Here is a 23,422-nt window from a genome sequence, read left to right on the forward strand (position 1 = left end):
CACAGGGTCGATCTGAAGGATCTGCTCAGCGCGGTGGATACTGCGCCAGCACCTTGGCCACGGTCTGCCGGATTGCTGTATCGCGAGCCGCCGGGTTGTTCGTGTCGGTGTCCACGACCTGTTCGGTGCTGCCGCGCCACACCAATTTGCCGTCTTTGCCGTCGAGAAAATCGATTTGCAGGGTGCTGACTTTGTAGTCGACGCTACGGGTTTCGCTCATGCCTCCCCATCCGCCCCAGCCGTTGCCCCATGGACCACCGCCATAGTTGGTGTTGATCATCTGCTGACGATTCTCGACGATCAGGTAGGTTTGCACTTGGACATCAACTTTGCCCCCCGCCTGCGCCATACGCAGCCCGCGTTGATCGAGTTGCTCAGCCACCGCCTGACGAATGCGTTGTTCGGTCAGGTCGCTTTTTATCCGAGGATCATCGGGGCGGTATTGAACCCCTGGCTCTTTCCAGCCCCAGGTTCGATAGGCGCCAAAGTCCCTTGATGCATCGAAGTCGCGGTTGACCGGGGTTGCACAGGCACCGAGCACCAACGCGAGAGACAGTACAGCCAGGCGGCGGAACATGATGGTTCTCCGGTAAAGATTATGAGGGAGGGTACGCCTTCAGGGCTTGTTGCACCGCCTGACGCAAGGCCTTGCCACGGGCAGACTGGTCGCCGCCACTGGCCGTTTCGGCGCTCGCACTCCATACAGGCTGACCGCTTTTTCCGTCGAACAGGCTGATGCGCACCACGATCACTTGCTCTTGATACGTACGCACGATTGGGACTGTTGCATACGCGCCATAACCGCCGCCGTGATAGCCGTCGTAATGGCTATAACCCATCCCACCGCCGTAGTAAGGATTGTAGGCGTCTTCACGGTATTGCCGCAGACGTGTTTCCAGGCGCACATCGGCGCTTACGCGCACGTCTGCCGGTTGATTGTTCATCGCCGGGCGTAAGCCGCGCTGATCCAGGCCATTGCCGATAGCTTCAGCCAGCTGCGCCGAATCCGCCCATGCTGAGCCCGTCGGGAGCTGGTCGTTGACCCAGGCCCAATTGCGATAACGCCCATAATCCCGGGGTGCCGCCGGGTAGGCGCTCAGGTCCAGCGTATGGGCCGCTTGCGCCGGTGCCGGCGGTATAGGGTTGGCGCTGGCGACATAGGGATTGCTGCTCTGACAGGCGCTAAGCCCCAGGCAGAGGAGGATTAAAGCGAGGCGGCACTTCATGATGGTCTCCGCAATGAGCCTCTTGGCGATGAACTACTCACCGTGGCTTGCACATCCAGTGCAGATAGCGCCCCAAGCCGGCAAAGGCAGGGTGGCGACGGTGGGCCAGTTCCATTTCCAGCAAATCCGCGAGTTGGACCCTGGCCTGAAATTCAGGCGGCATATAGTCGTGGAAAACCCGTACACCACTTTGGGTTTCGACCTGCCACAGAGGTTCAAGTTGCGCTGCTAATTCGCGCGGATCAAGGGGTTGTTGCGGGGTCAGGCTTTGCTTTTCTCCCGCCATGTCATTTTTGCGCATTTTGCGGAAATGACCTTTGAGCAGATTGCGATAAATCAAGGCGTCGCGGTTATAAAACGCCAGCGACAGCCAGCCGTCTTTCCGGGTCAACTGGTGTAGGACTGGCAGGATCGCGTGGGGTTCTGCGAGCCATTCCAGCACGGCGTGACAGATCACCAGATCATAAGGTTCGGTCAGTTGGCCGAGCAATTGTTGCCAGGAGGCCTGAATGAAGGTCGCGCTTTGCCCTGCATCGGCAAAGCGTTGGCGTGCGCTGTCGAGCATGGGTTCGGCCGGTTCGGCCAACGTTACCTGATGCCCGTGTTCGGCCAGCCACAACGACATATGGCCCAACCCGGCACCGATATCCAGGACGCGCAGAGGCCGGTCAGGCAGGACCTCGATGAGGTCAGCCTGCAAAACGGCCAGGCGGATGGCACCTTTGGCGCCGCCATAGATTTTTTCGGCGAAACGGGTCGCGAGCAGATCGAAATGACGGTCGCTCATTTGCTGAAACGCCGTTCGCTGTCGGCCAGTTTGTTGCGCACCACTTGATCCATATCCAGCCCCAACTCGCTGCACATCAGCAGCAGATACAAGACGATATCGCCCACTTCCTGCCCGGCATGCGCCAGTTGTTCAGCAGGCAACTGCCGCGATTGGTCTTCGCTGAGCCATTGGAAAATCTCGACCAGTTCGGCCATTTCCACGCTGGCAGCCATGGCCAGGTTTTTCGGGCTGTGGAATGGGCGCCAGTCATTCTGGTCGCGGATCTGGTGCAGGCGTTGGGTGAGTTCGTCGAGGTTCATGGGTCTCTCCTGAAGGCGTGTAGCTTCAAGGGGATGACGGCCGGAAGCAAGTGCTTCGAACGGCTGGAGACACGGTGTGTGGCTTACCTGAGTGGCACAAAGGTTTTAAGCCGCTCGGGCTTCTTCTCGTGCGGCTTGTGATAACTGTTTATGGTTGCGACTCGCGTAGTTTTCCGCGATCACCGAACAGACGATCAGCTGCATCGGGTGATAGATCATGATCGGCAACAGGATCAGGCCCAGCCCAGGGTTGGCGCCGAATATCAGTGCCGCCATCGGTGCGCCGGCGGCCAGGGACTTTTTGCTCGCGCAAAACACCGCTGCCACTTCATCGGCGTGATTGAAGTTCAGGGCGCGAGTCGTGCGCGTGGTCATGAACAGAATGACTGCCAGCAAGACGCCACTGCCAATAAAGGCGCTGAGAATCACCGTATCGCCTTGCTGTTGCCACATGCCGGACACCATCGAATTGCAAAACGCGGCGTAGACCAGCAACAGGATCACGACCTTGTCGACGATGTTGGTGTAGCGCTTGTGCCGGGCGAAAAAGGTGCCGAGGAACGGACGCACCAGTTGTCCCAGCACCAGTGGCAACAGAAGCATTGCGCTCAAGTCGAGCAGGGTCGAACCCAGATCAATCCCGCCAGCACCCGTGCCAACCACCAGGCTCACCAGCCAAGGGGTCATGAAAATCCCGAACACACTGGACATGCTGGCATTGAGAATGGCTGCGGGAACGTTGCCTCCGGCACTGCCGGTCAGGGCAACTGAAGAGGAAATGGTTGAGGGCAGGGCGCACAGATAGAAGAAGCCGAGCATCAACAGGGCTGGCATGTGGGAGCCAAACAGTTGGTTGCAGATCAGCCAGATCAGGGGGAAGACCACGAACGTGAAGCCCTGCACCATAATGTGCAGTTTCCAGTTTTTCAGGCCGTGGCTGATTTGTTCGCTGGACAGGTTCACCCCGTGCAGGAAGAACACCAGAAATACCCCGATGTTGATCACATATTCGGCATGCATCCCGCCGCCAGCACTGCCGAAGCCTGGGAAGAAATACGCAAGTAACGTCGCGATCAGCATGCCGCAAAGGAACCAGTCCGTGACAACGCGTTTGAGGTGCTTGAAGGCATGCATAAAGAGATCGGCCTGATGTTGTGGAGACGTTCTTGAGAGGGGAACGCGCTATAAAAGAGTTTTGTAAAAAAAGATGACCGAAGGTTAACCTGCGCGCGATGATGCCGTCTTGCGACATAAGGTCAATCGATAGCGACTAGCGGACAATCTATGGGCTTTCGTCAGGGTAACGAGCGTCAGATACCTCTACTCAGCGCTTTGCCGAGGCCGGTCTATGCGCGGGCGGAAAGCCTGGGTGCGGGTTCCTGGACGCCGCCTCATCGTCATGACTGGGTGCAGTTTTCTTATGCAATCAGCGGTGTATTGGGTGTGCATACCGCCGAGGGCAGTTTTTTCGCGCCGCCGCAGTGGGGCGTGTGGATTCCGGCCGGGGTCGAGCATGACGTGGCCACGTCGATGCGTGCGGAGATGCGTAGCCTGTATGTGCGCAAGGACGATTGCCGTTGGGCGCCGGAGCGTTGTCGCGTTCTGGAAGTCACGCCGTTGGCCCGCGAGCTGATCAAGACGTTTTGTTTGCTGCCGCCAAGTTATCCACAGGGTGACAGCAGTGAGGCGCGGCTGGTGCAGGTGCTGCTCGATCAACTGGCCCATCTGCCGGAAGTCGGGTTCTCTCTGCCGCTACCGCGTCATCCGCGTTTGCTTGGGCTGTGCGACGAATTGATCGAAAACCCCAGTCAGTCGATCACCCTGCAGGGCTGGGCCGAGCGTCTGGGCATGTCGGAAAAAACGGTGATGCGTTTGTTTCAGCGCGAAACTGGCTTGAGTTTTCGTGGATGGCGTCAGCGCGCGCGATTGTTATCCTCGCTCAGCGCACTGGAAGAGGGCGAAAGCGTGACAAACACGGCCCTGTCCTGTGGGTATGACTCGACCTCGGCGTTCATCGCCGCGTTTAAAAGCTTGTTTGGCTTCACCCCGGGTGAGTTGTTCAAGCCTTGATGCCTGCGGTCTGGTGTTTTTTGCAGGCCCGTCTTAGAGAATTTATGTTATCTGTAACGCCAATGGATAAAACTGCTTACAGCTTGCGTGGTCCCATCTGACTGGGCTCGGTTATGCTCTGCCCGGCATGGAAGCTGCTAAGAACCTGCTAAATAGTTGAAGCCTTTCGTAAATCTCTGAAGGTCAAAGGTCGGCATCTACTACTCGCTGTGAGAGGATTGCCGTATAACGAGCAACAATCGCGTGTTTGGCAACGAAGGACCCACAATAAAAGCTGATGAAGACTCCAAAACGCATTGAACCCCTGATCGAGGACGGTCTGGTCGACGAGGTGCTGCGCCCACTCATGAGTGGTAAAGAGGCAGCTGTTTATGTGGTGCGCTGTGGCAACGAGCTGCGGTGCGCCAAGGTTTACAAGGAGGCGAATAAACGAAGTTTCCGGCAGGCCGCGGAGTATCAGGAGGGTCGTAAGGTTCGCAACAGCCGGCAGGCCCGAGCGATGGCCAAGGGCTCGAAGTTCGGTCGTAAAGAGACCGAAGATGCCTGGCAGAATGCTGAAGTAGCCGCGCTGTTTCGTTTGGCCAGCGCGGGTGTGCGAGTGCCCAAGCCGTACGACTTCCTTGAAGGCGTGCTGTTGATGGAACTGATCGCCGACGAGTTTGGCGACGCGGCACCTCGCTTGAACGATGTGGTGATGGAACCGGATCAGGCGCGGGAGTATCACGAGTTCCTGATCAGGCAGATCGTGTTGATGCTGTGTACCGGTCTGGTGCACGGTGACTTGTCCGAGTTCAACGTGCTGTTGACCCCGGGCGGGCCGGTAATTATCGATCTGCCGCAGGCTGTCGACGCCGCAGGCAACAACCATGCATTTAGCATGTTGGAGCGCGATGTCGGCAACATGGCTTCTTATTTCGGACGCTTTGCCCCGGAATTGAAGGCAACCCGGTACGCGAAAGAGATGTGGGCGCTTTATGAAGCTGGCATCTTGCACCCGGGCAGTCCGCTGACCGGCGAGTTCGATGAGCCTGAAGACCTGGCCGATGTCGGTGGGGTTCTGCGGGAAATCGAGGCGGCCCGTCTGGACGAGGATCACCGTCAGGCTGTCCGCGCCGCAGATGACGCGCCACCGAGCAAAACCGAAGAGCCGCCTCCACCCTGGATGCAGTGATCCGCTAAATAAAAAATCCGGCTCAGGCCGGATTTTTTATTGGGCAGTCGAAACCCCTGCGGCCAGGATCAGTCGCAGCACCCTCCCGATGCCAGGTCCTTGAGAATCGGACAGTCCGGACGATGGTCGCCCTGGCAGTGCTCGACCAGTTCTTGCAAGGTATCGCGCAGGCTGGCCAGCTCGCTGATCTTCTGGTCCAGCGCAGTGATGTGTTGACGTGCCAGGGCTTTCACGTCGCTGCTGGCACGCTGGCGGTCTTGCCACAGGGTCAGCAGTTTGGCCACTTCTTCCAGTGAGAAACCCAGGTCCCGCGAACGCTTGATGAAGGCCAGCGTATGCAGATCTTCCGACCCATACAGTCGATAACCGCTGTCACTGCGGTGCGCGGCCTTGAGCAGTCCAATGGACTCGTAATAACGAATCATCTTGGCGCTCAGACCACTGTTTTTGGCGGCTTGACCGATGTTCATCATGGCTCCTCAATCGATATCCTTCGGTTTCCAGGTTTTCAGCAGCAGCGCATTGCTCACCACACTGACGCTCGACAGCGCCATCGCAGCGCCCGCCAACACGGGGTTGAGGAAGCCGAATGCGGCCAGTGGAATGCCGATCAGGTTGTAGACGAAGGCCCAGAACAGGTTCTGGCGAATCTTCGCATAGGTTTTGCGGCTGATCTCCAGCGCCGCCGGGATCAAGCGCGGGTCGCCGCGCATCAGGGTAATCCCGGCCGCATGCATGGCCACATCGGTTCCGCCGCCCATGGCGATGCCGATGTCTGCCGCCGCCAATGCCGGTGCGTCGTTGATGCCGTCACCAACCATTGCCACCACCCCGGTTTTTTTCAGCTCGACAATGGTCGCCGCTTTATCGGCGGGCAGGACTTCTGCGTGCACATCGCTGATACCCAATGCTTCGGCCACCGCGCGGGCGCTGCCGCGGTTGTCGCCGGTGAGCAAGTGGCTGCTGATATGGCGTGCAGTGAGTTGTTGAACCGCTTCCAGAGCGCCGGGCTTGAGCGTGTCTCCAAAGGCCAACAACCCCAGTACCGATGGCTGCGCACCACGCTCGATCAACCAGGACAACGTACGACCTTCTGCCTCCCATGATTGCGCGGATGGCGCCAGGGCTCCCATGGTCAGGCCGCTTTCTTCCAGCAGGCGGCGATTACCCAGCGCCAGATCCCGACCTTGCACGGTCCCGGCAATGCCTCGCCCTGGCAGCGCCTGGCTGGCGGTGACTGTCTCGATGTTCAAATGGCGGGCCGTGCAGGCATCCAGCACGGCTTTGGCCAGTGGGTGCTCGCTGCCCCGTTGCAGCGAGCCGGCCCATTGCAGCAGGGCGTCTTCGTTGCCACCGACAGCGCTCAAGTGGGCGATGCGTGGTGTACCGGAGGTCAGCGTGCCGGTCTTGTCGAAGACCATGGCCGTGACTTCGTGGGCGCGCTCGAGTGCTTCCGCGTCCTTGATCAAAATGCCGTAACGCGCCGCCACGCCGGTGCCGGCCATGATCGCCGTTGGCGTTGCCAGCCCCAGCGCGCATGGGCAGGCAATCACTAACACCGCCACGGCATTGATCAGAGCTGTTTCCAGTGGTGCTCCGGCCAACAGCCATCCCATCAGGGTGATGACGGCGATCACCAGCACTGTCGGGACGAATACCTGACTGACTTTATCCACAAGTTTCTGAATAGGGGCTTTGCTCGCCTGAGCATCCTCGACCAGACGAATGATCCGCGCTAACACGGTTTCCGCGCCCAGCGCCCGGGTCTTGACCAGCAAGCGGCCTTCGCCATTAATCGCGCCACCGGTCACCTTGTCGCCTGGCTGCTTCGGCACGGGCAGGCTCTCACCACTGATCAAGGCTTCGTCGGCGTGGCTCTGGCCATCAATGACTTCGCCATCCACCGGGAAGCGTTCGCCGGGCTTGACCACCACCAGATCGTTGAGGCGCAAAGCGCTGATGGCCACGTCCCGTTCTTGTCCGTCGATCAGTTGGATAGCACGTTCGGGGCGCAGTGCCTCCAGCGCGCGAATGGCGCTGGCGGTCTGGCGTTTGGCGCGGCTTTCCAGGTATTTGCCCAGCAGTACCAGTGCGATCACCACTGCCGAGGCTTCGAAATACAGATGCGGCATGCTGCCCGGAGGGGTGTGCGCCCATTGATAAAGGCTCAGTCCATAACCGGCACTGGTGCCCAGCGCGACCAGCAAATCCATGTTACCAGCACCGGCCCTGACGGCTTTCCAGGCGGCGATGTAAAACCGCGCGCCGAGAATGAATTGCACGGGCGTTGCCAAGGCAAATTGCACCCAGGCCGGTAGCATCCAGTGCACACCCAATGGCGCCACCAGCATGGGTAGAACCAGCGGCAGCGCGAGGGCAATCGCCAACAGTAATGCCCAGCGCTCCCGGGTCAGTCGTTGTTGTTGGTTGTCGGCGTTGGCGCGAGTGTCTTCCAGCAGGCTTGCGCCGTAACCGGCCTGGGTAACGGCCGCAATCAGTACCGCCGGGTCGATAGGCCCCGACGATTCGACGTGCGCGCGTTCGCTGGCGAGATTGACGCTGACAGTTTTGACGCCGGCAACTTTGCTTAATGCGCGCTCGACCCGTCCGGCACAACTGGCGCAGGTCATTCCGGTTATGGGTAATTCGAGCGTATTGGACATAGGCATGGGTCAGTTCCCTGAGAGCTATGCCTCAAGGATTAACCTTGCCATACGGGTAAGGTCAAGCCCCAATCAATATTCCAGAGCCGCCCGCTTCAGGTACATGCCATTGGGGCCCATGGCGATCCGGTATTTGCTGACTTCGCCGGCCTTTATGTCAATAACCATGCTCGGGGGGACGTCCATGCCTGGCAGGCATCCCGATGCCTTGCCGGGTAACAGGCGAAGACGTACCGTGGTTTTACCCGGCGCCAGGTTGAAGGACGTCGACTCCTCCTGAAATAAACGCCCGACCAATTGGTCCTGGAGATACAGACCGATCTCGCATGAGGTGTTCACCTCCAGCCGCTCCCGGGAAATAATCAGGACGCCGTAGTCTTGCGAGTCGGCGTTGGCGAAGGGTACTGTCGCCCATAGGCCGAGGATGCTCATTAGACTCAATGCTGACCAGCGCATTGCTGATACTCCTGCTTTTAATACGGTTATGACGCAGCTTGGCCGAGCCGTGAGACGAATACCAGCCCGGCAGAAAAAAACAGGGGCTTGACCTTGCCATGATGGAAAGGTTGAACATGCCTGCAACCTTACCGAGGAGCAACAATATGCAACGATTCAATGTTCAGGGTATGACCTGTGGCCACTGTGTTCGGGCAATCACCCAAGCGCTGCAGAGCAGCGACCCGGCGGCAGATGTCCAGGTCGACTTGACCAGTGGCGAAGTGCGGGTTGAAAGCACACTCACGGCCGAGGTCATTATCAGTCTGATCAGCGCTGAAGGGTATGCGGTGCAGAAGATTTAAACGATGCGCCGAGTGATTGTGTTCCTGCTTTGCGACGGTACGACCCGCTGAACAATTTTGAAGTAATTTCCCCATCAAGGCGCTCTAAGGATTCAGGACGGTTAGACTAGCTAATTGCGCTGGACACAGTTTTGGATGCCCGATGAACCTGAGAATAATCTTGATTCTTGGCGCTTTGAGCGCTTTTGGGCCGCTGGCCATTGATTTTTATCTGCCTGGTTTTCCGGCGATTGCCTTGGCTTTTGGCACCGACGAAAAACATGTGCAACTGACCTTGGCGTCTTATTTTCTGGGCTTGTCCATCGGCCAGTTGGCCTATGGTCCGGTCGCGGATCGCTTTGGTCGGCGCGTGCCGTTGCTGGTGGGGGTCGGGCTCTTTACCCTGGCATCGCTAGCGTGCGCTTTTGCGCCCACTCTTGAGTGGCTGATTGCTGCGCGCTTCGTTCAGGCGTTGGGCGGATGCGCCGGGATGGTGTTGTCGCGAGCCATTGTGAGTGATAAGTGCGACGCCGTGCAGTCGGCGAAAGTCTTCTCGCAATTGATGTTGATCATGGGCCTGGCGCCGATTCTCGCACCCATGCTGGGTGGTCTGTTGGTCAACCTGTATGGCTGGCAGTCGATCTTTCTGGTGCTGACGGTATTCAGTGCTGTGTGCTCGCTGGCGGTTGCGCTGGGCTTGCCGGAAAGCATGCCAGCGACCCATCCACGCCATCCGTTGGCCGGTGCATTGGGGCAATATCGGCGGTTGTTGGCTGATCGGATATTTCTCGGTCATGCCTTGACCGGCGGCATCGCGATAGCCGGTATGTTCGCCTACATCGCGGGCTCACCATTCGTATTCATCAAGTTGTATGGCGTGCCGCCCGAGCACTATGGCTGGCTGTTCGGTGCGAACGCGGCGGGTTTCATTCTGGTGGCGCAGGTCAATGCGCGCATGCTGGGCAAACTCGGACCCGCGCTTCTGTTGTCTCGCACGGTCTGGGTTTATCTGGCAGCGGCGCTGGTCTTGCTCGGCATTGCCGAACTGCACACTCAGGCGCTTTGGCCGCTATTGATCCCGTTGTTTATCTGCATTGCCAGCCTGGGCTGCATCATCCCCAATGCTTCGGCCTGTGCCATGAACGGCCAGTGGGCGAGGGCAGGGAGTGCGTCGGCGTTACTCGGGTGCCTGCAATTCAGTGTCGCCGCAGGGGCATCCGCATTGGTGGGCGTGTTGCACGATGGCAGCGCAGTTCCCATGGCAATGGTGATTAGTTTGTGCGGGATTTTTGCGGTGAGTGCCGCAGTATTGACCCGCCGTTTGCAGCGCACGCGTGATGCGAGTGTGGCTCAAACGGCTCAGGTCTGAGGCTGCCCGAGTTGCAGGCCAGCCTTGGCTCAGCCGGTGGCTTGCTGGCGACTTTCAGGTAATTTGTGCGGAGCCCGCAGCCGGGATTCAAGCGTGTTGACGAAGGCGCGGGCTTCGGCTTCAGAACGAAAACTCACGACATGCTGATCCATCCGGACCTGCCACGGGCCGCCTTGGGATTTTGCTGATTCACGTACCAGGACTTTCATTGCTGACTCCCTCCTGTTGGTAAGGCTGCAATTGTAGACCTGGATCAGGCGAAAATAATGATCCAAGTCAAACCTCAGACTGACGGTCTTAAGTGATCAAAAACCTTCGAGAACGATCTTGCCTTTGGCCTTGCCGCTTTCCAGAAACGCATGAGCGCGACGCAGGTTGGCGGCGTTGATGGTGCCGAAGTGTTCACCAAAAGTGGTTTTCAAGGTGCCAGCATCAATCAGCTCCGCGACGCGGTTGAGCAGCTTGTGCTGCTCGATCATGTCGGCGGTTTCGAACAGCGACCGGGTGTACATGAACTCCCAATGCAGTGACAGACTCTTGCGTTTCAGCTTGCTGACGTCGAGGGACTTGGGGTCGTCGATCAAGGCCAGCCGACCTTGCGGCGCCAGGGCGTCGACCAGTTGATCCAGATGCTGGTCGGTCTGTGTCAGGCTGGCCACGTGAGTCACCTGTGGCAGACCCGCGCGGGTGAGTTCTTCGTTCAGCGGCTTGCTGTGATCAAGCACATGATGCGCGCCCAGCTGGCGAACCCATGCCTCGGTTTCAGGTCGTGAGGCGGTGCCGATAACGTTCAACCCTGTGAGCTGCCGGGCCAACTGAGTGAGCATCGAACCCACACCACCGGCAGCACCGACGATCATCAGACGCTGTCCGGTGTCAGTGGCGCCTTCAGCAATTTGCAGGCGCTCGAAGAGCAACTCCCACGCAGTGATCGCCGTCAGCGGCAAGGCTGCAGCATGGGCGAAGCTCAAGGATTTTGGCATGTGCCCGACAATTCGCTCATCGACCACGTGCCGTTCGCTGTTGGCACCAGCGCGGGCGATGGAGCCGGCATAGAACACCTTGTCGCCCGGTTGAAATAGCGTCACTTCGCTGCCGACCGCTTTGACGATACCGGCCACGTCCCAACCCAGGACCTTGGCGTCGCCGCCTTCGGGTTGAACGTTCTGACGAACCTTGGTATCGACCGGATTAACTGAGATGGCTTTGACTTCCACTAGCAAGTCCCGAGGACCAGCAACCGGCTCGGCTAGCTCGATGTCCTGCAATGACAGGGGGTCGCTGATCGGCAGGGACTGGTAATACGCGATGGCTTTCATGGGGCGCTCCTGAGAAGTAAGCCTGAAAAAATGGCATGGGGGATGATTGGCTATTTCTCTTAAAGATAAAACCCGCTAAAACTGCAGGCTCTTTCAATTTATTTTTGATAATGCGAGCAAGTGATGCTGCGTTTTGATGATCTGCAACTGTTTGTCCGGGCCACCGATCTGGGCAGCCTGTCCGCTGCTGCGCGGGTCATGGACATGTCGGCGGCGGTCGCCAGCGCTGCGCTCAAACGTATCGAGCAGCAACTGGGCGCGCGTCTTTTGGCACGCTCGACCCGTAGCCTGCGTCTGACGGCCGAGGGTGAGGGGTTCCTCGAATACGCCCGCGCGGCCCTGAGTAGCCTGGAAGAGGGGCAGCGCTTTCTGGCCAGCAGCCAGGATCAAGTCAGTGGCGTCCTGCTGCTGTCGGCGCCCTCGGATTTTGGCCGTAACGTGTTATTGCCCTGGCTCGACGAATTCCAGCGTCAACATCCGCTGCTCACGGTCCGCCTGCTGCTGGGCGACAGGATTGCCGATCTATTTCGCCAGCCGGTAGACATTGCTCTGCGTTATGGAGAGCCGGAAGATTCGAGCCTTATCGCGTTACCCATCGTCCCGGATAACCGTCGCGTGTTATGCGCCGCCCCGTCGTATCTGGCCCGTCATGGTGAACCCCAGCATGTGGAACAGTTGGCACAGCACAACTGCCTGCTGTTCATGCTAGGCAATCGGGTGCATGACCATTGGCGTTTCCATGACGGCAAACGTGAAATGGGTTTGACCGTGCACGGGGATCGTTTTAGCGACGATGCTGACGTCGTACGCCGGTGGGCATTGGCCGGTGTTGGCGTTGCCTATAAATCCTGGCTGGATGTTGCGGCCGATGTGCATGCCGGACGCCTGAAGCTATTGATCCCGGAACTGCAGGGGGAACTGGCCCCGCTCAATGTGCTCTGTGCGCACCGGGCGCAACTGAGTAAGCCGGTCAATTTATTGTGCGAAATGCTCAGGTCACGCTGTGCGGAGTTGGCGCAACGGCATCCTGACAGCAAGTGACGTCAGGTTCATGTTGCGGTGGCTTACAGCGGCAATGGAATCGTCTGACAGTCGACACACAGGCGCTCTGGAGAAAAAAAGATTATCAAGTGTTTTCAGCGTAAACATCGCTGTTTTGAGGTCGTATTTTCTTGCCTGTTTTTTGTGTTTTTTCCGTAGGCATTTCCCTCGTGATGCACGCCAGATTTTTCTGAGGTCGGCTGAGAGTGTCCGGCCAGCGCTGCTTTCACGGCAGCCAGGTAAATCGAGACGGGTTTTCGTTGGCCTGGGTGATGTCTGACTTTGCCTATAGGGTGTCAGCTAATCCTCTGTCGTGGTTTTAATCCCATTTCGTAACAGGGCGCTGGGCTTATACTTGGCGCCAGCGGCCAGGTCCGCATAGGTCGCCAAGCCAGGTCCGAGGTGCAGGACGCTACCAGGCGAGGCGTTATCAATGCAGATGTGAGTGGGGCGTCTGAGGCAGAAACGGTTGCGGTATGTAAGCGCTGCGAGATGACGTTCTGGGCGTACGAGGTCAAATACAGCCCTTGTTTTGGCGGCTTAGCGTCTTGGCTGGACCGATTTGCTGTTCACTATGTCAGTGCAATAGACGAATGTTTCAACAGGGAGTGAATACATGGAATATGCACCTTGCATTAGCCAGATTGCCGCGCTGCTGGCTGACCCCAAGCGCAGTGCAATGATTTGGGCGTTGATGGATGGTACCGCCCGCCCCGCGGACGAGCTGGCTTTGATGGCTGGTCTATCCACTTCTTCGGCAGGTGCGCATCTGGCGCGACTGACTACCGGCGGGCTATTGAAGCAGGAGGCTCGCGGCAGAAAGCGTTTTTTCCGACTGGCTGCACCGGAAGTTGGCACTGCAGTCGAGGCGCTGGCCAATGCATCGATGGTCAGCACCGATCACATCAGCAGAAGTGTGTCACAACCCGTTCCACCCACACCGCTTTCGCCGCTACGTCGTGCCCGGATTTGTTCCGACCATCTTGGGGGCGAGTTGGCTGCGGAACTGTATCAGCGTCTGTTGGGTGCGGGCTGGATCGAACAACATGAGCAGCGCGTCGAAGTCACCAGCAAAGGTGTCGCTCAATTTGCCGAGCGCGGCATCTATGTTCCGGCGCTGGCCCATCGAAAGCTTAAGACCGTTTGCGCTTGCCCCGACTGGAGCGAGCGCAAGCCGCATTTAGGCGGAGCATTGGGTGCCGGGTTACTGCAATTGTTCATACAGTTGGGCTGGTTGCGCACTAGCGATGAGTCCACCGCTTTGCAGGTCTCGACTAACGGTCAGCGTGAGATCAGCAAAATAGCTTCGGCTGCCTGATGGCCCCATCGTTCTCGCGCGTTCATTGCGCGGGAACGATTACCGCTGCATCAAGGCTTGACCAACCGTGCATCCAGGCTGTTTTGCGCCAGGCGTCGGGCCTGATCCTGAGTCATCCCCAGATGCTTGTGCAGCGCGTAAAAATTCTCGGTCACATAACCACCGAAATACGCAGGGTCGTCTGAATTGACCGTGACTTTCACACCGCGCTCAAGCATGTCGAGAATGTTGTGGTGGGCCATGTCGTCGAAGACGCAGAGCTTGGTATTGGACAGCGGACACACCGTCAGCGGGATCTGTTCATCAATGATGCGCTGCATCAGCCGCTCATCTTCGATAGCGCGCACACCATGATCGATACGCTGAATCTTCAACAGGTCCAGCGCTTGCCAAATGTATTCGGGTGGGCCTTCTTCGCCTGCATGGGCTACTGTCAAAAAGCCTTCGTTACGGGCGCGGTCGAACACGCGCTGGAACTTGCTCGGAGGATGGCCCATCTCTGAGCTGTCGAGACCCACTGCAATAAATGCATCGCGAAATGGCAGCGCTTGATCGAGGGTTTTTTCAGCTTCTTCTTCGCTCAAATGGCGCAGGAAGCTGAGAATCAACCCGCTGGAGATACCGAGTTTTTCCTGGCCATCCTTCAATGCACTGGCGATACCGTTGATCACCACTTCAAAGGGGATGCCCCGATCGGTATGGGTTTGCGGATCAAAGAAGGGTTCGGTGTGAATGACGTTTTGCGCCTTGCAGCGTTGCAGGTAAGCCCAAGTCAGGTCGTAAAAATCCTGCTCGGTGCGCAGTACATCCGCACCCCGGTAATACAGGTCGAGAAACTCCTGCAAATTGTTGAAGGCATAGGCCCGGCGCAATGTTTCGACATCGGCCCAAGGCAAGGCGATCTTGTTGCGATCAGCCAGTGCAAAGAGCAATTCGGGTTCCAGCGAGCCTTCCAGGTGCAGGTGCAGTTCTGCCTTGGGCAATGCGTTGAGCCATTCGTACATGTGCTTTTCTCATCAGGTGCAGATAGTCGCCATTCTACAGACGGATGTCCGCTTTGAGATCGCTTCCTTTACGTGGCGTGGCTGATCGGCCGGTTGAAGCCACAGCGCAACGTCTTTGCTGTTACCGTTAGCCGTGAAACATTTACTGATAATGACCCGCCTGTATGAGACCGGTCAGTCCCAGGCCAGACACTTTTGACCCAAGGCATTCCAATGCTGACTTATTTGAGAGATGAAAAGTTTCTACTGCTGGCTGTTCTCGGTGCGCTGATCGCGTTCCCCTTCGAACATGCGTTGCTGAATCACGGTCAGGGTGTTGCGCTGGCGGGCGGGATTGCACTGGTGGTGGCGATTGTCTGCGCGTCGATGCGCGTGGCCCACCATGCCGAACTGTTGGCGCATAAATTCGGCGATCCCTATGGCACTATGATCCTGACGCTGTCGGCCGTCTTGGTCGAGGTCGTGATTCTGGCGATCATGATGAGCAACGAGCCCTCACCGACACTGGTGCGCGACACGATCTATTCAGCGGTGATGCTCGATATCAATGGCATTCTGGGGCTGGCGGCGCTGATGGGCGGGCTCAAGCATGGCGAACAGTCCTACAACGATGATTCGGCGCGCACTTACAGTGTGATGATCCTCACTGCGATGGGCGTTTCCATGGTGGTGCCTGAGTTCATTCCCGAAGGTGACTGGAAGATTTATTCGGCGTTTACGATTGGCGCGATGGTGCTGCTGTACGCCCTGTTTCTGCGCATGCAGGTGGGGCCGCACAGTTATTTTTTCAGCTACAGCTATCCCGAAAAAATGCGCAAGAATTCGCCTGCCGAAGAGGATCCATCGATCAATCTGGTGCGCTCGATCGGCACCCTGATTTTTGGCGTAGTGGTAATCGGTGCGCTGGCTGAAGTGATGTCGAAAACCGTCGACCTCGGTCTGGAAGGGACAGGTGCACCGCCGGTCATGACGGCGATTCTGGTGGCGGCTATTTCCGCTGCCCCCGAGATCCTCACGGCCTTGCGCGCGGCGTTGGCCAACCGCATGCAGTCCGTCGTAAACATTGCGTTGGGCGCCTCGTTGTCAACGGTGATCCTGACCGTACCCGTCATGGAGGCCATGGCGCTGTACAGCGGCCAGCCGTTCCAGATGGCGATGACCCCGGTGCAGAGCGTGATGATCTTCATCACGCTTTTGGTCAGCGCGATCAACCTGAATGATGGTGAAACCAATGCCATCGAAGGCATGACGCATTTCGTGCTGTTCGCAACCTTTATCATGCTGTCGTTGTTGGGGCTTTGAACCCGACAGCACTAGCAGCACTACACGCTCGCTACAGATCCAGGGTCGCCGCGCTTCAGATAGAAGCAGCGGCGAGGCTGAAGTTCATCTGGCCAGTTAATTACCAGGGAATTGTTTCACCCTTGTAGTTGATGAAGTAATGACCACCCTTGCCGGTATAGGCATCAATCTGTTCGACCAAACCACGGGTGCTGGTTTCTACATCGATATGAGCACCTTCGCCGCCCATGTCTGTTTTCACCCAGCCCGGATGCAGGGACAGGACTGTCGGCTTCGGGTCGGCCAATTGTGTAACGAAGGAATTGGTCATGGAGTTCAGCGCGGCCTTGCTGGCTTTGTACAATGCCATGTCGTTGCCTTCAGGGCACATCACACTGCCTAGCACCGAACTCATAAACGCCAGGACCCCGGTGTCGGGACGAATCTGCTGGATCATTCGTTCGGCCAGACGAATGGGGGCAATGGCGTTGGTCATGAACAACTGGCCGAGTTCGTCGACGGTCGCTTGCGCAGCGCTCTGATGTTTTGGTCCGCTGACGCCGGCATTGATGAACATCAGATCAAAAACCTGTCCTTTCAGCTTCTCGGTGAAAACATTCAACGATGACGGCTCATTGATATCCAGCACCTCGACCTGCACCTCGGGGATCGTCTGGGGTCCACCTGCTTTGTGCAGGTCACGCACTGTGGCGGTCACTTGCCAGCCCTGTTCCGACAGGCGATGCACCAGGCCCAGGCCTAAGCCACGGGAGGCGCCAATGATTAACGCAGTTTTGGTATTCGGCATGGATCGAGCTCCTTGTTCACAAATAGTGGTTCAGGGGAGAAATAGCCCAGAGGGACATTGTCGCCTCAAGGACTTAATGGACAACGTTGACCCAAGCGTTGTTGCAACTCAAGGCGTAACTCGTTTAGTTCGGCGATTCGAGCGTCGATAGCGTTGAGTTTGTCTTCCTGTCGTTGAACAAAAAATGACCAGCTGAGCGCGCGCCATGATCTGTCTGCGCCAGAGACAGGCTTGCACGGCTTATCCACAGGTTGCTCCACAGTTATTGTGTGCAAGCGAAAAGTGCGGGAATAAAGAGTGACCGTGAAGTGCCCAACTGCGATAAGTGACGATAACACCCTGTTTTAAGGAGGTTTTATTCCAGTAATGGGTGGATTGAGCAAAAAACAACCAGTCGTCGCAACGCCATACGCAGCAAGGCCCGCAGGGGTGTGTACTCAGCTTATCCACAGCCGGGTGCACAGTAGATGTGGGCAATTAACCAGGGAGTGCGCACGCGCGGATTCAGTCTTCCTCAAGCGGCTGCAAGAGAATTCGTCCGCGACTCAGATCTGCCAGTTGTCGCTGCAAAATGTCGATGTGCTCCGGGCCCAGGGCAATCTGCAATTCGACGCCGTTGGCGGTGAATGTTTCGTGCTCCAGCAGTCCATGTAGTTCGGCCAGCCGCACCTTGACCAGCGCCAGTTCGCTGAAGCTGCACGTACAGCTCAATTGCACCCGATGGATCAAGGGCAGGCGCTCGGCCTGGTTCAGGCATTTATTGGCGCCGCCACCGTATGCGCGAGCGAGGCCGCCAGTGCCCAATTGGATGCCGCCATACCAACGGATGACCAATACCACGACTTGATCGCAATCCTGCGCTTCTATCGCCGCGAGGATGGGCCGACCAGCGGTCCCGCCGGGCTCTCCATCGTCGGTGCTGCGGTATTGATCGGCCAGTTTCCACGCCCAGCAATTGTGCGTCGCGTTAAGGTCGCTGTGCTGCTCGATGAACGCTTGGGCCTGTGCGGCGCTGGTGATGGGGGCTGCGAGGGTAATAAAGCGGCTTTTGCGAATTTCTTCACGGTATTCGCAAGGGCCGACAAGGGTAAAAGGCATGCGTATATTCCAGCTATCGACGACGTAAACCACTGTTTTCGGTAACGGACCGCTCAAGCAGCCGGAGGCGTCAGCCCGCAGCCCTTGAGGATGATGCGGATCAAATTGTCGCTGGCGGTTTCCATGTCCTGCTTGGTCAAACGGGTGCGACCGGTAACCCGACATATTTGCGTGGCGAAGTCAGCGTAGTGCTGGGTGCTGCCCCAGAGCAGGAAGATCAGATGCACAGGGTCGACGGGGTCCATTTTTCCGGCATCGATCCAGGCTTGAAACACGGCTGCCCGGCCCTGAAACCAGGCACGGTAGTCCTGACTGAAATGCTCATTCAGGCATTCGCCTCCGCTGATGATTTCCATGGCGAAGATCCGTGACGCTTGTGGCTGGCGTCGGGAAAACTCCATCTTGGCTCGAATGTAATGGCTCAGTGCCTGAGCGGGATCGTCGTCGACGCTCAACGCGTTGAACGTGCTGTCCCACAGGTCGAGGATGTTGCTCAACACCGCAATGTACAACCCCAGCTTGTTGGTGAAGTAGTAGTGCAGGTTAGCTTTGGGCAAGCCTGCATTCTGCGCGATGGTGTTCATACTGGTGCCTTTGAAGCCGTGACGAGCGAACTCGTCCTCTGCGGCTTTGATGATTGCTTCTTCGTTCTTCTGACGAATGCGGCTGGCAGGTTTAGCGACGGCTTGGGCGCTATGGGCTGGGACTTCAAAGGTCATGGGCGGTTCCGAACGGGTCATGGGCTGCAAGCTGAGAACAGATAACGCACCCGCGATGATCAGACAAGAGCCAGTCGTGCAAATTAATGCTCCAAGCTTTCGATTTCGGCTTCAGATTGGCCTGCGTGAGTGGTCTCTTTAACTATTTAGTTGGTTGCGCATTCACAGCGCAAAGTCCTGAAAAGCCTCATCGGGTGGCGGCCAGACTTTCAAGGAAGCTTTCCAGTACCAGATGAGGGCGACGTCCCTTGCGAGTGACCGAAGCCAGACTCAGGTCATAAAAACGTGCCGTCGGTTTCAGCGCTCGCAGTCGGCCTTGCTGAACCCACAGGCTGGCGTAGTGATCCGGCAGGTAGCCGATATAGCGCCCGGTGAGAATCAAAAAGGCCATGCCCTCACGATCCGAGGCGCTGGCGGTGCAATTGAGCGCCTGGTAATGCGCCTGAATGTCCGCAGGCAAGCGAAAGGTCGGAGCGATAGCGTCCTGAGCATTCAATCGTTCGTCATTCAGCGCGGCGTCATCCATATAGAAGAGCGGATGGCCGACAGCGCAATAGAGCAGAGAGCGTTCGCTGTACAGCGGCTGATATTCCAGCCCGGACAGGGCACTGGCCTGCGGAACAACGCCTACGTGCAAACGCCCATCGAGCACGCCCTGTTCCACTTCATGGGGCGCGATCATGCGGATCTGGATATGTACGTCTGGGCCGCGTTCCTTCAATTGGGCCAGGGCATGGGTGATGCGCATGTGCGGCAGGGTGACCAGGTTGTCGGTCAGACCGATGTTCAGTTCGCCGCGCAAATGCTGGTGCAGGCCATTGACCTCGGTGCGAAAGCTTTCTACGGCACTTAATAGCTGCAAAGACGATTGATAGACCTCCCGACCTTCTTCGGTCAGGGAAAACCCCGCGCGTCCACGCTGGCACAGGCGCAAGCCGAGTCGTTGTTCAAGATCGCTCATCTGTTGGCTGATCGCCGAACGGCCTATGCCCAGCGCGCTTTCGGCCGCCGAGAAGCCACCTGACTCGACTACGCTTCGAAAGATGCGCAGCAAACGAATATCAAAGTCGCTGACTTGGGCCAGTGGATCGGGTCGACGGATGCTCATAGTTTAGTGATTGTCTAACTGAAGATTATAAATGTTGGGTTTTTAAGACTTTATCCCCGTGGCAACTTAGCTGCAACCACACAGCTCAATAAGCTGCCCCATCGCCCCGTGAGGTATTTGCATCCATGACTCTTCCTGAATCCGCCGAGAATTCTCTGGCCAGCCAATTGAAGCTCGACGCTCATTGGATGCCATACACCGCAAACCGTAATTTTCAGCGCGATCCCCGGCTGATCGTGGCGGCGCAAGGCAGCTACCTGACGGACGATAAGGGTCGCAAGATTTATGACGCGTTGTCCGGGCTATGGACGTGCGGCGCCGGGCATTCGCGCAAGGAAATTCAGGAGGCGGTCTCGCGTCAGTTGGGCACTCTGGATTATTCGCCAGCGTTCCAATACGGCCACCCCTTGTCCTTCCAGCTGGCTGAGAAAATCACCGACCTGGCACCTGGCAATCTGAACCACGTCTTTTTCACTGATTCGGGTTCTGAGTGCGCGGATACCGCAGTGAAAATGGTGCGCGCCTACTGGCGCCTGAAAGGTCAGGCCACCAAAACCAAAATGATCGGTCGTGCCCGTGGTTATCACGGGGTCAACATTGGTGGCACCAGCTTGGGCGGAGTGAACGGCAACCGTAAAATGTTCGGCCAATTGATGGACGTCGATCATTTGCCTCATACCTTGCTGGCCAGCAATGCCTATTCACGTGGCGAGCCTGAGTTGGGCGGCATTGCGCTGGCCGATGAGATGCTCAAACTGATCGAGTTGCACGATGCATCCAATATTGCGGCAGTGATTGTCGAGCCGATGGCGGGCTCTGCCGGTGTGATCGTTCCACCAAAAGGTTATCTGAAGCGCCTGCGCGAAATCTGCGATCAGCACAACATCCTATTGATCTTCGACGAAGTCATCACTGGTTTCGGTCGCACCGGGTCGATGTTCGGCGCCGACAGCTTCGGTGTGACGCCTGACCTGATGTGTATCGCCAAGCAAATCACCAACGGCGCGATCCCGATGGGCGCAGTGATTGCCAGTAGCGAGATTTATCACACGTTCATGAACCAGCCGACGCCCGAGTATGCGGTCGAGTTCCCACACGGCTACACCTACTCCGCGCACCCGGTCGCCTGTGCGGCGGGTCTTGCCTCGCTGGAATTGTTGCAGCGGGAGAATCTGGTTCAGCAAGTCGCCGAGATTTCACCTCATTTCGAAAGCGCGTTGCACGGCCTCAAAGGCTCGAAAAACGTTGTGGACATCCGTAACTACGGTCTGGCCGGTGCGATCCAGATCGCGCCCCGTGATGGCGATGCCATCGTGCGTCCTTTCGAAGCGGGGATGAAGCTGTGGAAAGCGGGCTTCTACGTGCGTTTCGGCGGCGACACGCTGCAGTTCGGGCCAACCTTCAACAGCAAACCGCAGGATCTGGATCGCTTGTTCGATGCTGTCGGCGACGTGCTGAATCAGATCGACTGATTCGCTGTGGGTTTAAACCACAGGCGCGGCCGAGATCGCGCCTGACCGTATTTTTTGGAGTCCTGTCATGAGCAACATCCAACACCTGATCAATGGCGAGTTCGTTACCGATACCGGCCGTACTGCCGATGTGTTCAATCCATCGACCGGTCAGGCCGTTCATAAAGTCCCCTTGGCCAGCCGCGAAACTGTTCAGCAAGCAATCGATGCTGCGAAGGCTGCATTTCCAGCCTGGCGCAATACGCCCGCCGCCAAACGCGCGCAAGTGATGTTCCGCTTCAAGCAATTACTGGAACAGAATGAATCGCGTATCGCGCAGTTGATCAGTGAAGAGCACGGCAAGACCCTGGAAGACGCCGCCGGTGAGTTGAAGCGCGGGATCGAGAACGTCGAATACGCGTGTGCCGCGCCAGAGATCCTCAAGGGGGAGTACAGCCGCAACGTAGGGCCAAACATTGACGCATGGTCCGACTTTCAGCCGCTGGGTGTGGTTGCAGGTATTACGCCGTTCAACTTCCCGGCCATGGTCCCGCTGTGGATGTACCCACTGGCGATTGTGTGCGGTAACTGCTTCATCCTGAAGCCTTCTGAGCGTGATCCAAGTTCGACGTTGTTGATTGCTCAACTGCTGAATGAGGCGGGTCTGCCAAACGGTGTGCTTAACGTCGTGCACGGTGACAAAACAGCGGTTGATGCGTTGATCGAAGCGCCTGAAGTCAAAGCGTTGAGTTTTGTCGGTTCAACGCCTATCGCTGAATACATCTATAGAGAAGCTACTTCTCGCGGGAAGCGAGTCCAGGCATTGGGCGGCGCGAAGAATCACGCGGTGCTGATGCCCGACGCAGATCTGGACAATGCGGTCAGCGCGTTGATGGGCGCTGCGTACGGTTCATGTGGCGAGCGTTGCATGGCGATATCGGTTGCTGTCTGTGTAGGTGATCAGGTCGCCGATGCGTTGGTGGCCAAACTGGTCCCGCAGATCAAGGCGTTGAAAATCGGTGCCGGGACTACCTGTGGCCTGGATATGGGGCCGTTGGTGACCGGACAACATCGCGACAAGGTCTGTAGCTATATAGAAGACGGCGTGAACTCGGGTGCCGAGCTTGTGATCGATGGTCGTGGTCTGAGCGTTGCAGGCAATGAAGAGGGCTTCTTCCTGGGTGGCTGCCTGTTTGATCGGGTCACGCCGGAGATGCGTATCTATAAAGAAGAGATCTTTGGCCCGGTGCTGTGCATCGTCCGGGTCGATAGCCTGGAGCAGGCCATGCAACTGATCAACGATCACGAGTATGGCAATGGCACCTGCATCTTTACCCGTGATGGTGAAGTCGCGCGTTTGTTCTGCGACGAGATTGAAGTCGGTATGGTCGGGGTCAACGTGCCACTGCCGGTACCGGTGGCCTATCACAGCTTCGGCGGCTGGAAGCGTTCGCTGTTTGGCGACCTGCATGCTTATGGCCCGGATGGGGTGCGCTTCTATACCCGCCGCAAAGCCATCACCCAGCGTTGGCCGCAACGTGCCAGCCATGAGGCTTCGCAGTTTGCCTTTCCTAGTTTGTAAGGGATGAAAGAGGCGGGCCGTGAGGCCCGCCTCTTGCGTTTAGAGCCCTGTTTTAACGATGTGACAGGTTTGTGAAATTAGGTGTTGACGCCCCGTCAAATCTGTCTATAATTCGCACCTCTTCCGGAGCAGATGAAACGGAAAACTCCTTGTAAATCAAAGAGTTATCCAGAGTAAGCGGCGAGGAAGGGGTTTTGATCTTCTGGATCGAAAGCGGTAAAAAAGAGGTGTTGACAGCAGCGTGTAACGCTGTAGAATTCGCCTCCCGCTAACGAGAGACGTGAAGTTGATCGAAGCGCAAGTGGTTGAAGTTGCAAAGGAAACTT

At 57.5% G+C, this 23,422-nt stretch carries 24 protein-coding genes and 1 pseudogene; 9 read left to right on the forward strand and 16 right to left on the reverse strand.

Annotated elements, in window-relative coordinates; all coding sequences use genetic code 11:
* Window positions 1–25: 25 nt before the first annotated feature.
* The 5 genes from QN399_RS04670 to QN399_RS04690 form a co-directional block, all read right to left on the reverse strand.
* Entirely contained in the window at window positions 26–577 is a 552-nt protein-coding gene (locus tag QN399_RS04670; RefSeq protein ID WP_322278059.1) for a DUF4136 domain-containing protein, read from the reverse strand.
* Window positions 578–596: 19 nt separating this feature from the next.
* Window positions 597–1,226 (reverse strand): DUF4136 domain-containing protein, encoded by a 630-nt coding sequence (locus QN399_RS04675; protein ID WP_322278062.1) that lies wholly within the window; start codon window positions 1,224–1,226, stop codon window positions 597–599.
* Window positions 1,227–1,263: 37 nt separating this feature from the next.
* Entirely contained in the window at window positions 1,264–2,013 is a 750-nt protein-coding gene (locus tag QN399_RS04680; RefSeq protein ID WP_322278064.1) for a methyltransferase domain-containing protein, read from the reverse strand.
* Complete coding sequence (locus QN399_RS04685) at window positions 2,010–2,315, reverse strand: nucleotide pyrophosphohydrolase (protein ID WP_219062549.1); 306 nt, start codon at window positions 2,313–2,315, stop codon at window positions 2,010–2,012. The genes QN399_RS04680 and QN399_RS04685 overlap by 4 nt, the downstream gene beginning before the upstream one ends.
* A 105-nt stretch (window positions 2,316–2,420) precedes the next feature.
* Complete coding sequence (locus tag QN399_RS04690; protein WP_322278066.1) at window positions 2,421–3,449, reverse strand: bile acid:sodium symporter family protein; 1,029 nt, start codon at window positions 3,447–3,449, stop codon at window positions 2,421–2,423.
* 150 nt (window positions 3,450–3,599) lie between these two features.
* On the opposite strand from QN399_RS04690, the gene QN399_RS04695 reads away from it, so the two are divergent.
* A complete protein-coding gene (locus QN399_RS04695) occupies window positions 3,600–4,385 on the forward strand; it encodes a helix-turn-helix transcriptional regulator (protein ID WP_322278068.1) in 786 nt (261 codons plus the stop codon).
* Between the two features lie 277 nt (window positions 4,386–4,662).
* The gene (locus QN399_RS04700) at window positions 4,663–5,556 is read left to right on the forward strand and encodes a PA4780 family RIO1-like protein kinase (protein ID WP_322278070.1); all 894 of its coding nucleotides are present in this window, start codon (window positions 4,663–4,665) and stop codon (window positions 5,554–5,556) included.
* Window positions 5,557–5,624: 68 nt separating this feature from the next.
* On the opposite strand, the gene cueR is transcribed toward QN399_RS04700, so the two are convergent.
* From cueR to QN399_RS04715, 3 genes are all read right to left on the reverse strand, one after another.
* On the reverse strand, window positions 5,625–6,026 hold the full coding sequence (gene cueR / locus QN399_RS04705) for a Cu(I)-responsive transcriptional regulator (RefSeq protein WP_322278073.1): 402 nt from the start codon (window positions 6,024–6,026) through the stop codon (window positions 5,625–5,627).
* A 9-nt stretch (window positions 6,027–6,035) separates the two neighbouring features.
* The gene (locus QN399_RS04710) at window positions 6,036–8,225 is read right to left on the reverse strand and encodes a heavy metal translocating P-type ATPase (protein WP_330200620.1); all 2,190 of its coding nucleotides are present in this window, start codon (window positions 8,223–8,225) and stop codon (window positions 6,036–6,038) included.
* A gap of 66 nt (window positions 8,226–8,291) precedes the next feature.
* Complete coding sequence (locus QN399_RS04715; RefSeq protein ID WP_322278078.1) at window positions 8,292–8,675, reverse strand: hypothetical protein; 384 nt, start codon at window positions 8,673–8,675, stop codon at window positions 8,292–8,294.
* Between the two features lie 146 nt (window positions 8,676–8,821).
* Here QN399_RS04715 and QN399_RS04720 point away from each other — a divergent pair, with 146 nt between their 5' ends.
* The gene (locus QN399_RS04720) at window positions 8,822–9,019 is read left to right on the forward strand and encodes a cation transporter (protein ID WP_322278080.1); all 198 of its coding nucleotides are present in this window, start codon (window positions 8,822–8,824) and stop codon (window positions 9,017–9,019) included.
* Between the two features lie 142 nt (window positions 9,020–9,161).
* Entirely contained in the window at window positions 9,162–10,367 is a 1,206-nt protein-coding gene (locus QN399_RS04725) for a multidrug effflux MFS transporter (protein WP_330200621.1), read from the forward strand.
* Window positions 10,368–10,396: 29 nt separating this feature from the next.
* Here QN399_RS04725 and QN399_RS04730 read toward each other — a convergent pair whose 3' ends face one another.
* Window positions 10,397–10,576, reverse strand: a complete 180-nt coding sequence (locus tag QN399_RS04730; RefSeq protein ID WP_219062561.1) for a hypothetical protein — start codon at window positions 10,574–10,576, stop codon at window positions 10,397–10,399.
* A gap of 96 nt (window positions 10,577–10,672) precedes the next feature.
* Complete coding sequence (locus tag QN399_RS04735; protein ID WP_330200622.1) at window positions 10,673–11,686, reverse strand: zinc-binding alcohol dehydrogenase family protein; 1,014 nt, start codon at window positions 11,684–11,686, stop codon at window positions 10,673–10,675.
* 123 nt (window positions 11,687–11,809) lie between these two features.
* Between QN399_RS04735 and QN399_RS04740 the strand changes: the two genes are divergently transcribed.
* Both QN399_RS04740 and QN399_RS04745 read left to right on the forward strand, forming a co-directional pair.
* Window positions 11,810–12,727, forward strand: a complete 918-nt coding sequence (locus QN399_RS04740; protein WP_322278086.1) for a LysR family transcriptional regulator — start codon at window positions 11,810–11,812, stop codon at window positions 12,725–12,727.
* Window positions 12,728–13,343: 616 nt separating this feature from the next.
* Window positions 13,344–14,045 carry a helix-turn-helix transcriptional regulator gene (locus QN399_RS04745; protein ID WP_322278088.1) on the forward strand — a complete coding sequence of 234 codons (702 nt, stop codon included), beginning with the start codon at window positions 13,344–13,346 and terminating at the stop codon, window positions 14,043–14,045.
* Between the two features lie 50 nt (window positions 14,046–14,095).
* On the opposite strand, the gene QN399_RS04750 is transcribed toward QN399_RS04745, so the two are convergent.
* Window positions 14,096–15,049, reverse strand: a complete 954-nt coding sequence (locus QN399_RS04750; RefSeq protein ID WP_322278090.1) for an adenosine deaminase — start codon at window positions 15,047–15,049, stop codon at window positions 14,096–14,098.
* A gap of 213 nt (window positions 15,050–15,262) precedes the next feature.
* Between QN399_RS04750 and QN399_RS04755 the strand changes: the two genes are divergently transcribed.
* Window positions 15,263–16,351 carry a calcium:proton antiporter gene (locus QN399_RS04755; RefSeq protein WP_322278092.1) on the forward strand — a complete coding sequence of 363 codons (1,089 nt, stop codon included), beginning with the start codon at window positions 15,263–15,265 and terminating at the stop codon, window positions 16,349–16,351.
* 100 nt (window positions 16,352–16,451) lie between these two features.
* Here QN399_RS04755 and QN399_RS04760 read toward each other — a convergent pair whose 3' ends face one another.
* The 5 genes and pseudogenes from QN399_RS04760 to QN399_RS04780 form a co-directional block, all read right to left on the reverse strand.
* Entirely contained in the window at window positions 16,452–17,138 is a 687-nt protein-coding gene (locus QN399_RS04760) for an SDR family oxidoreductase (protein ID WP_330200623.1), read from the reverse strand.
* A 65-nt stretch (window positions 17,139–17,203) separates the two neighbouring features.
* Window positions 17,204–17,305: pseudogene (locus tag QN399_RS04765) on the reverse strand (MerR family transcriptional regulator); the annotation flags it as partial.
* Window positions 17,306–17,642: 337 nt separating this feature from the next.
* The gene (locus tag QN399_RS04770) at window positions 17,643–18,236 is read right to left on the reverse strand and encodes a YigZ family protein (RefSeq protein ID WP_330200624.1); all 594 of its coding nucleotides are present in this window, start codon (window positions 18,234–18,236) and stop codon (window positions 17,643–17,645) included.
* A gap of 53 nt (window positions 18,237–18,289) precedes the next feature.
* Entirely contained in the window at window positions 18,290–18,955 is a 666-nt protein-coding gene (locus QN399_RS04775; protein WP_322278099.1) for a TetR/AcrR family transcriptional regulator, read from the reverse strand.
* Between the two features lie 187 nt (window positions 18,956–19,142).
* Window positions 19,143–20,063, reverse strand: a complete 921-nt coding sequence (locus QN399_RS04780) for a LysR family transcriptional regulator (protein ID WP_219062570.1) — start codon at window positions 20,061–20,063, stop codon at window positions 19,143–19,145.
* 125 nt (window positions 20,064–20,188) lie between these two features.
* Between QN399_RS04780 and QN399_RS04785 the strand changes: the two genes are divergently transcribed.
* Window positions 20,189–21,535 (forward strand): aspartate aminotransferase family protein, encoded by a 1,347-nt coding sequence (locus tag QN399_RS04785; protein ID WP_322278101.1) that lies wholly within the window; start codon window positions 20,189–20,191, stop codon window positions 21,533–21,535.
* A gap of 67 nt (window positions 21,536–21,602) precedes the next feature.
* Complete coding sequence (locus QN399_RS04790) at window positions 21,603–23,096, forward strand: CoA-acylating methylmalonate-semialdehyde dehydrogenase (RefSeq protein ID WP_323565890.1); 1,494 nt, start codon at window positions 21,603–21,605, stop codon at window positions 23,094–23,096.
* Window positions 23,097–23,422 lie beyond the last annotated feature (326 nt).

The sequence above is a fragment of the Pseudomonas sp. 10C3 genome (assembly GCF_036346185.1).
GTDB lineage: Bacteria > Pseudomonadota > Gammaproteobacteria > Pseudomonadales > Pseudomonadaceae > Aquipseudomonas.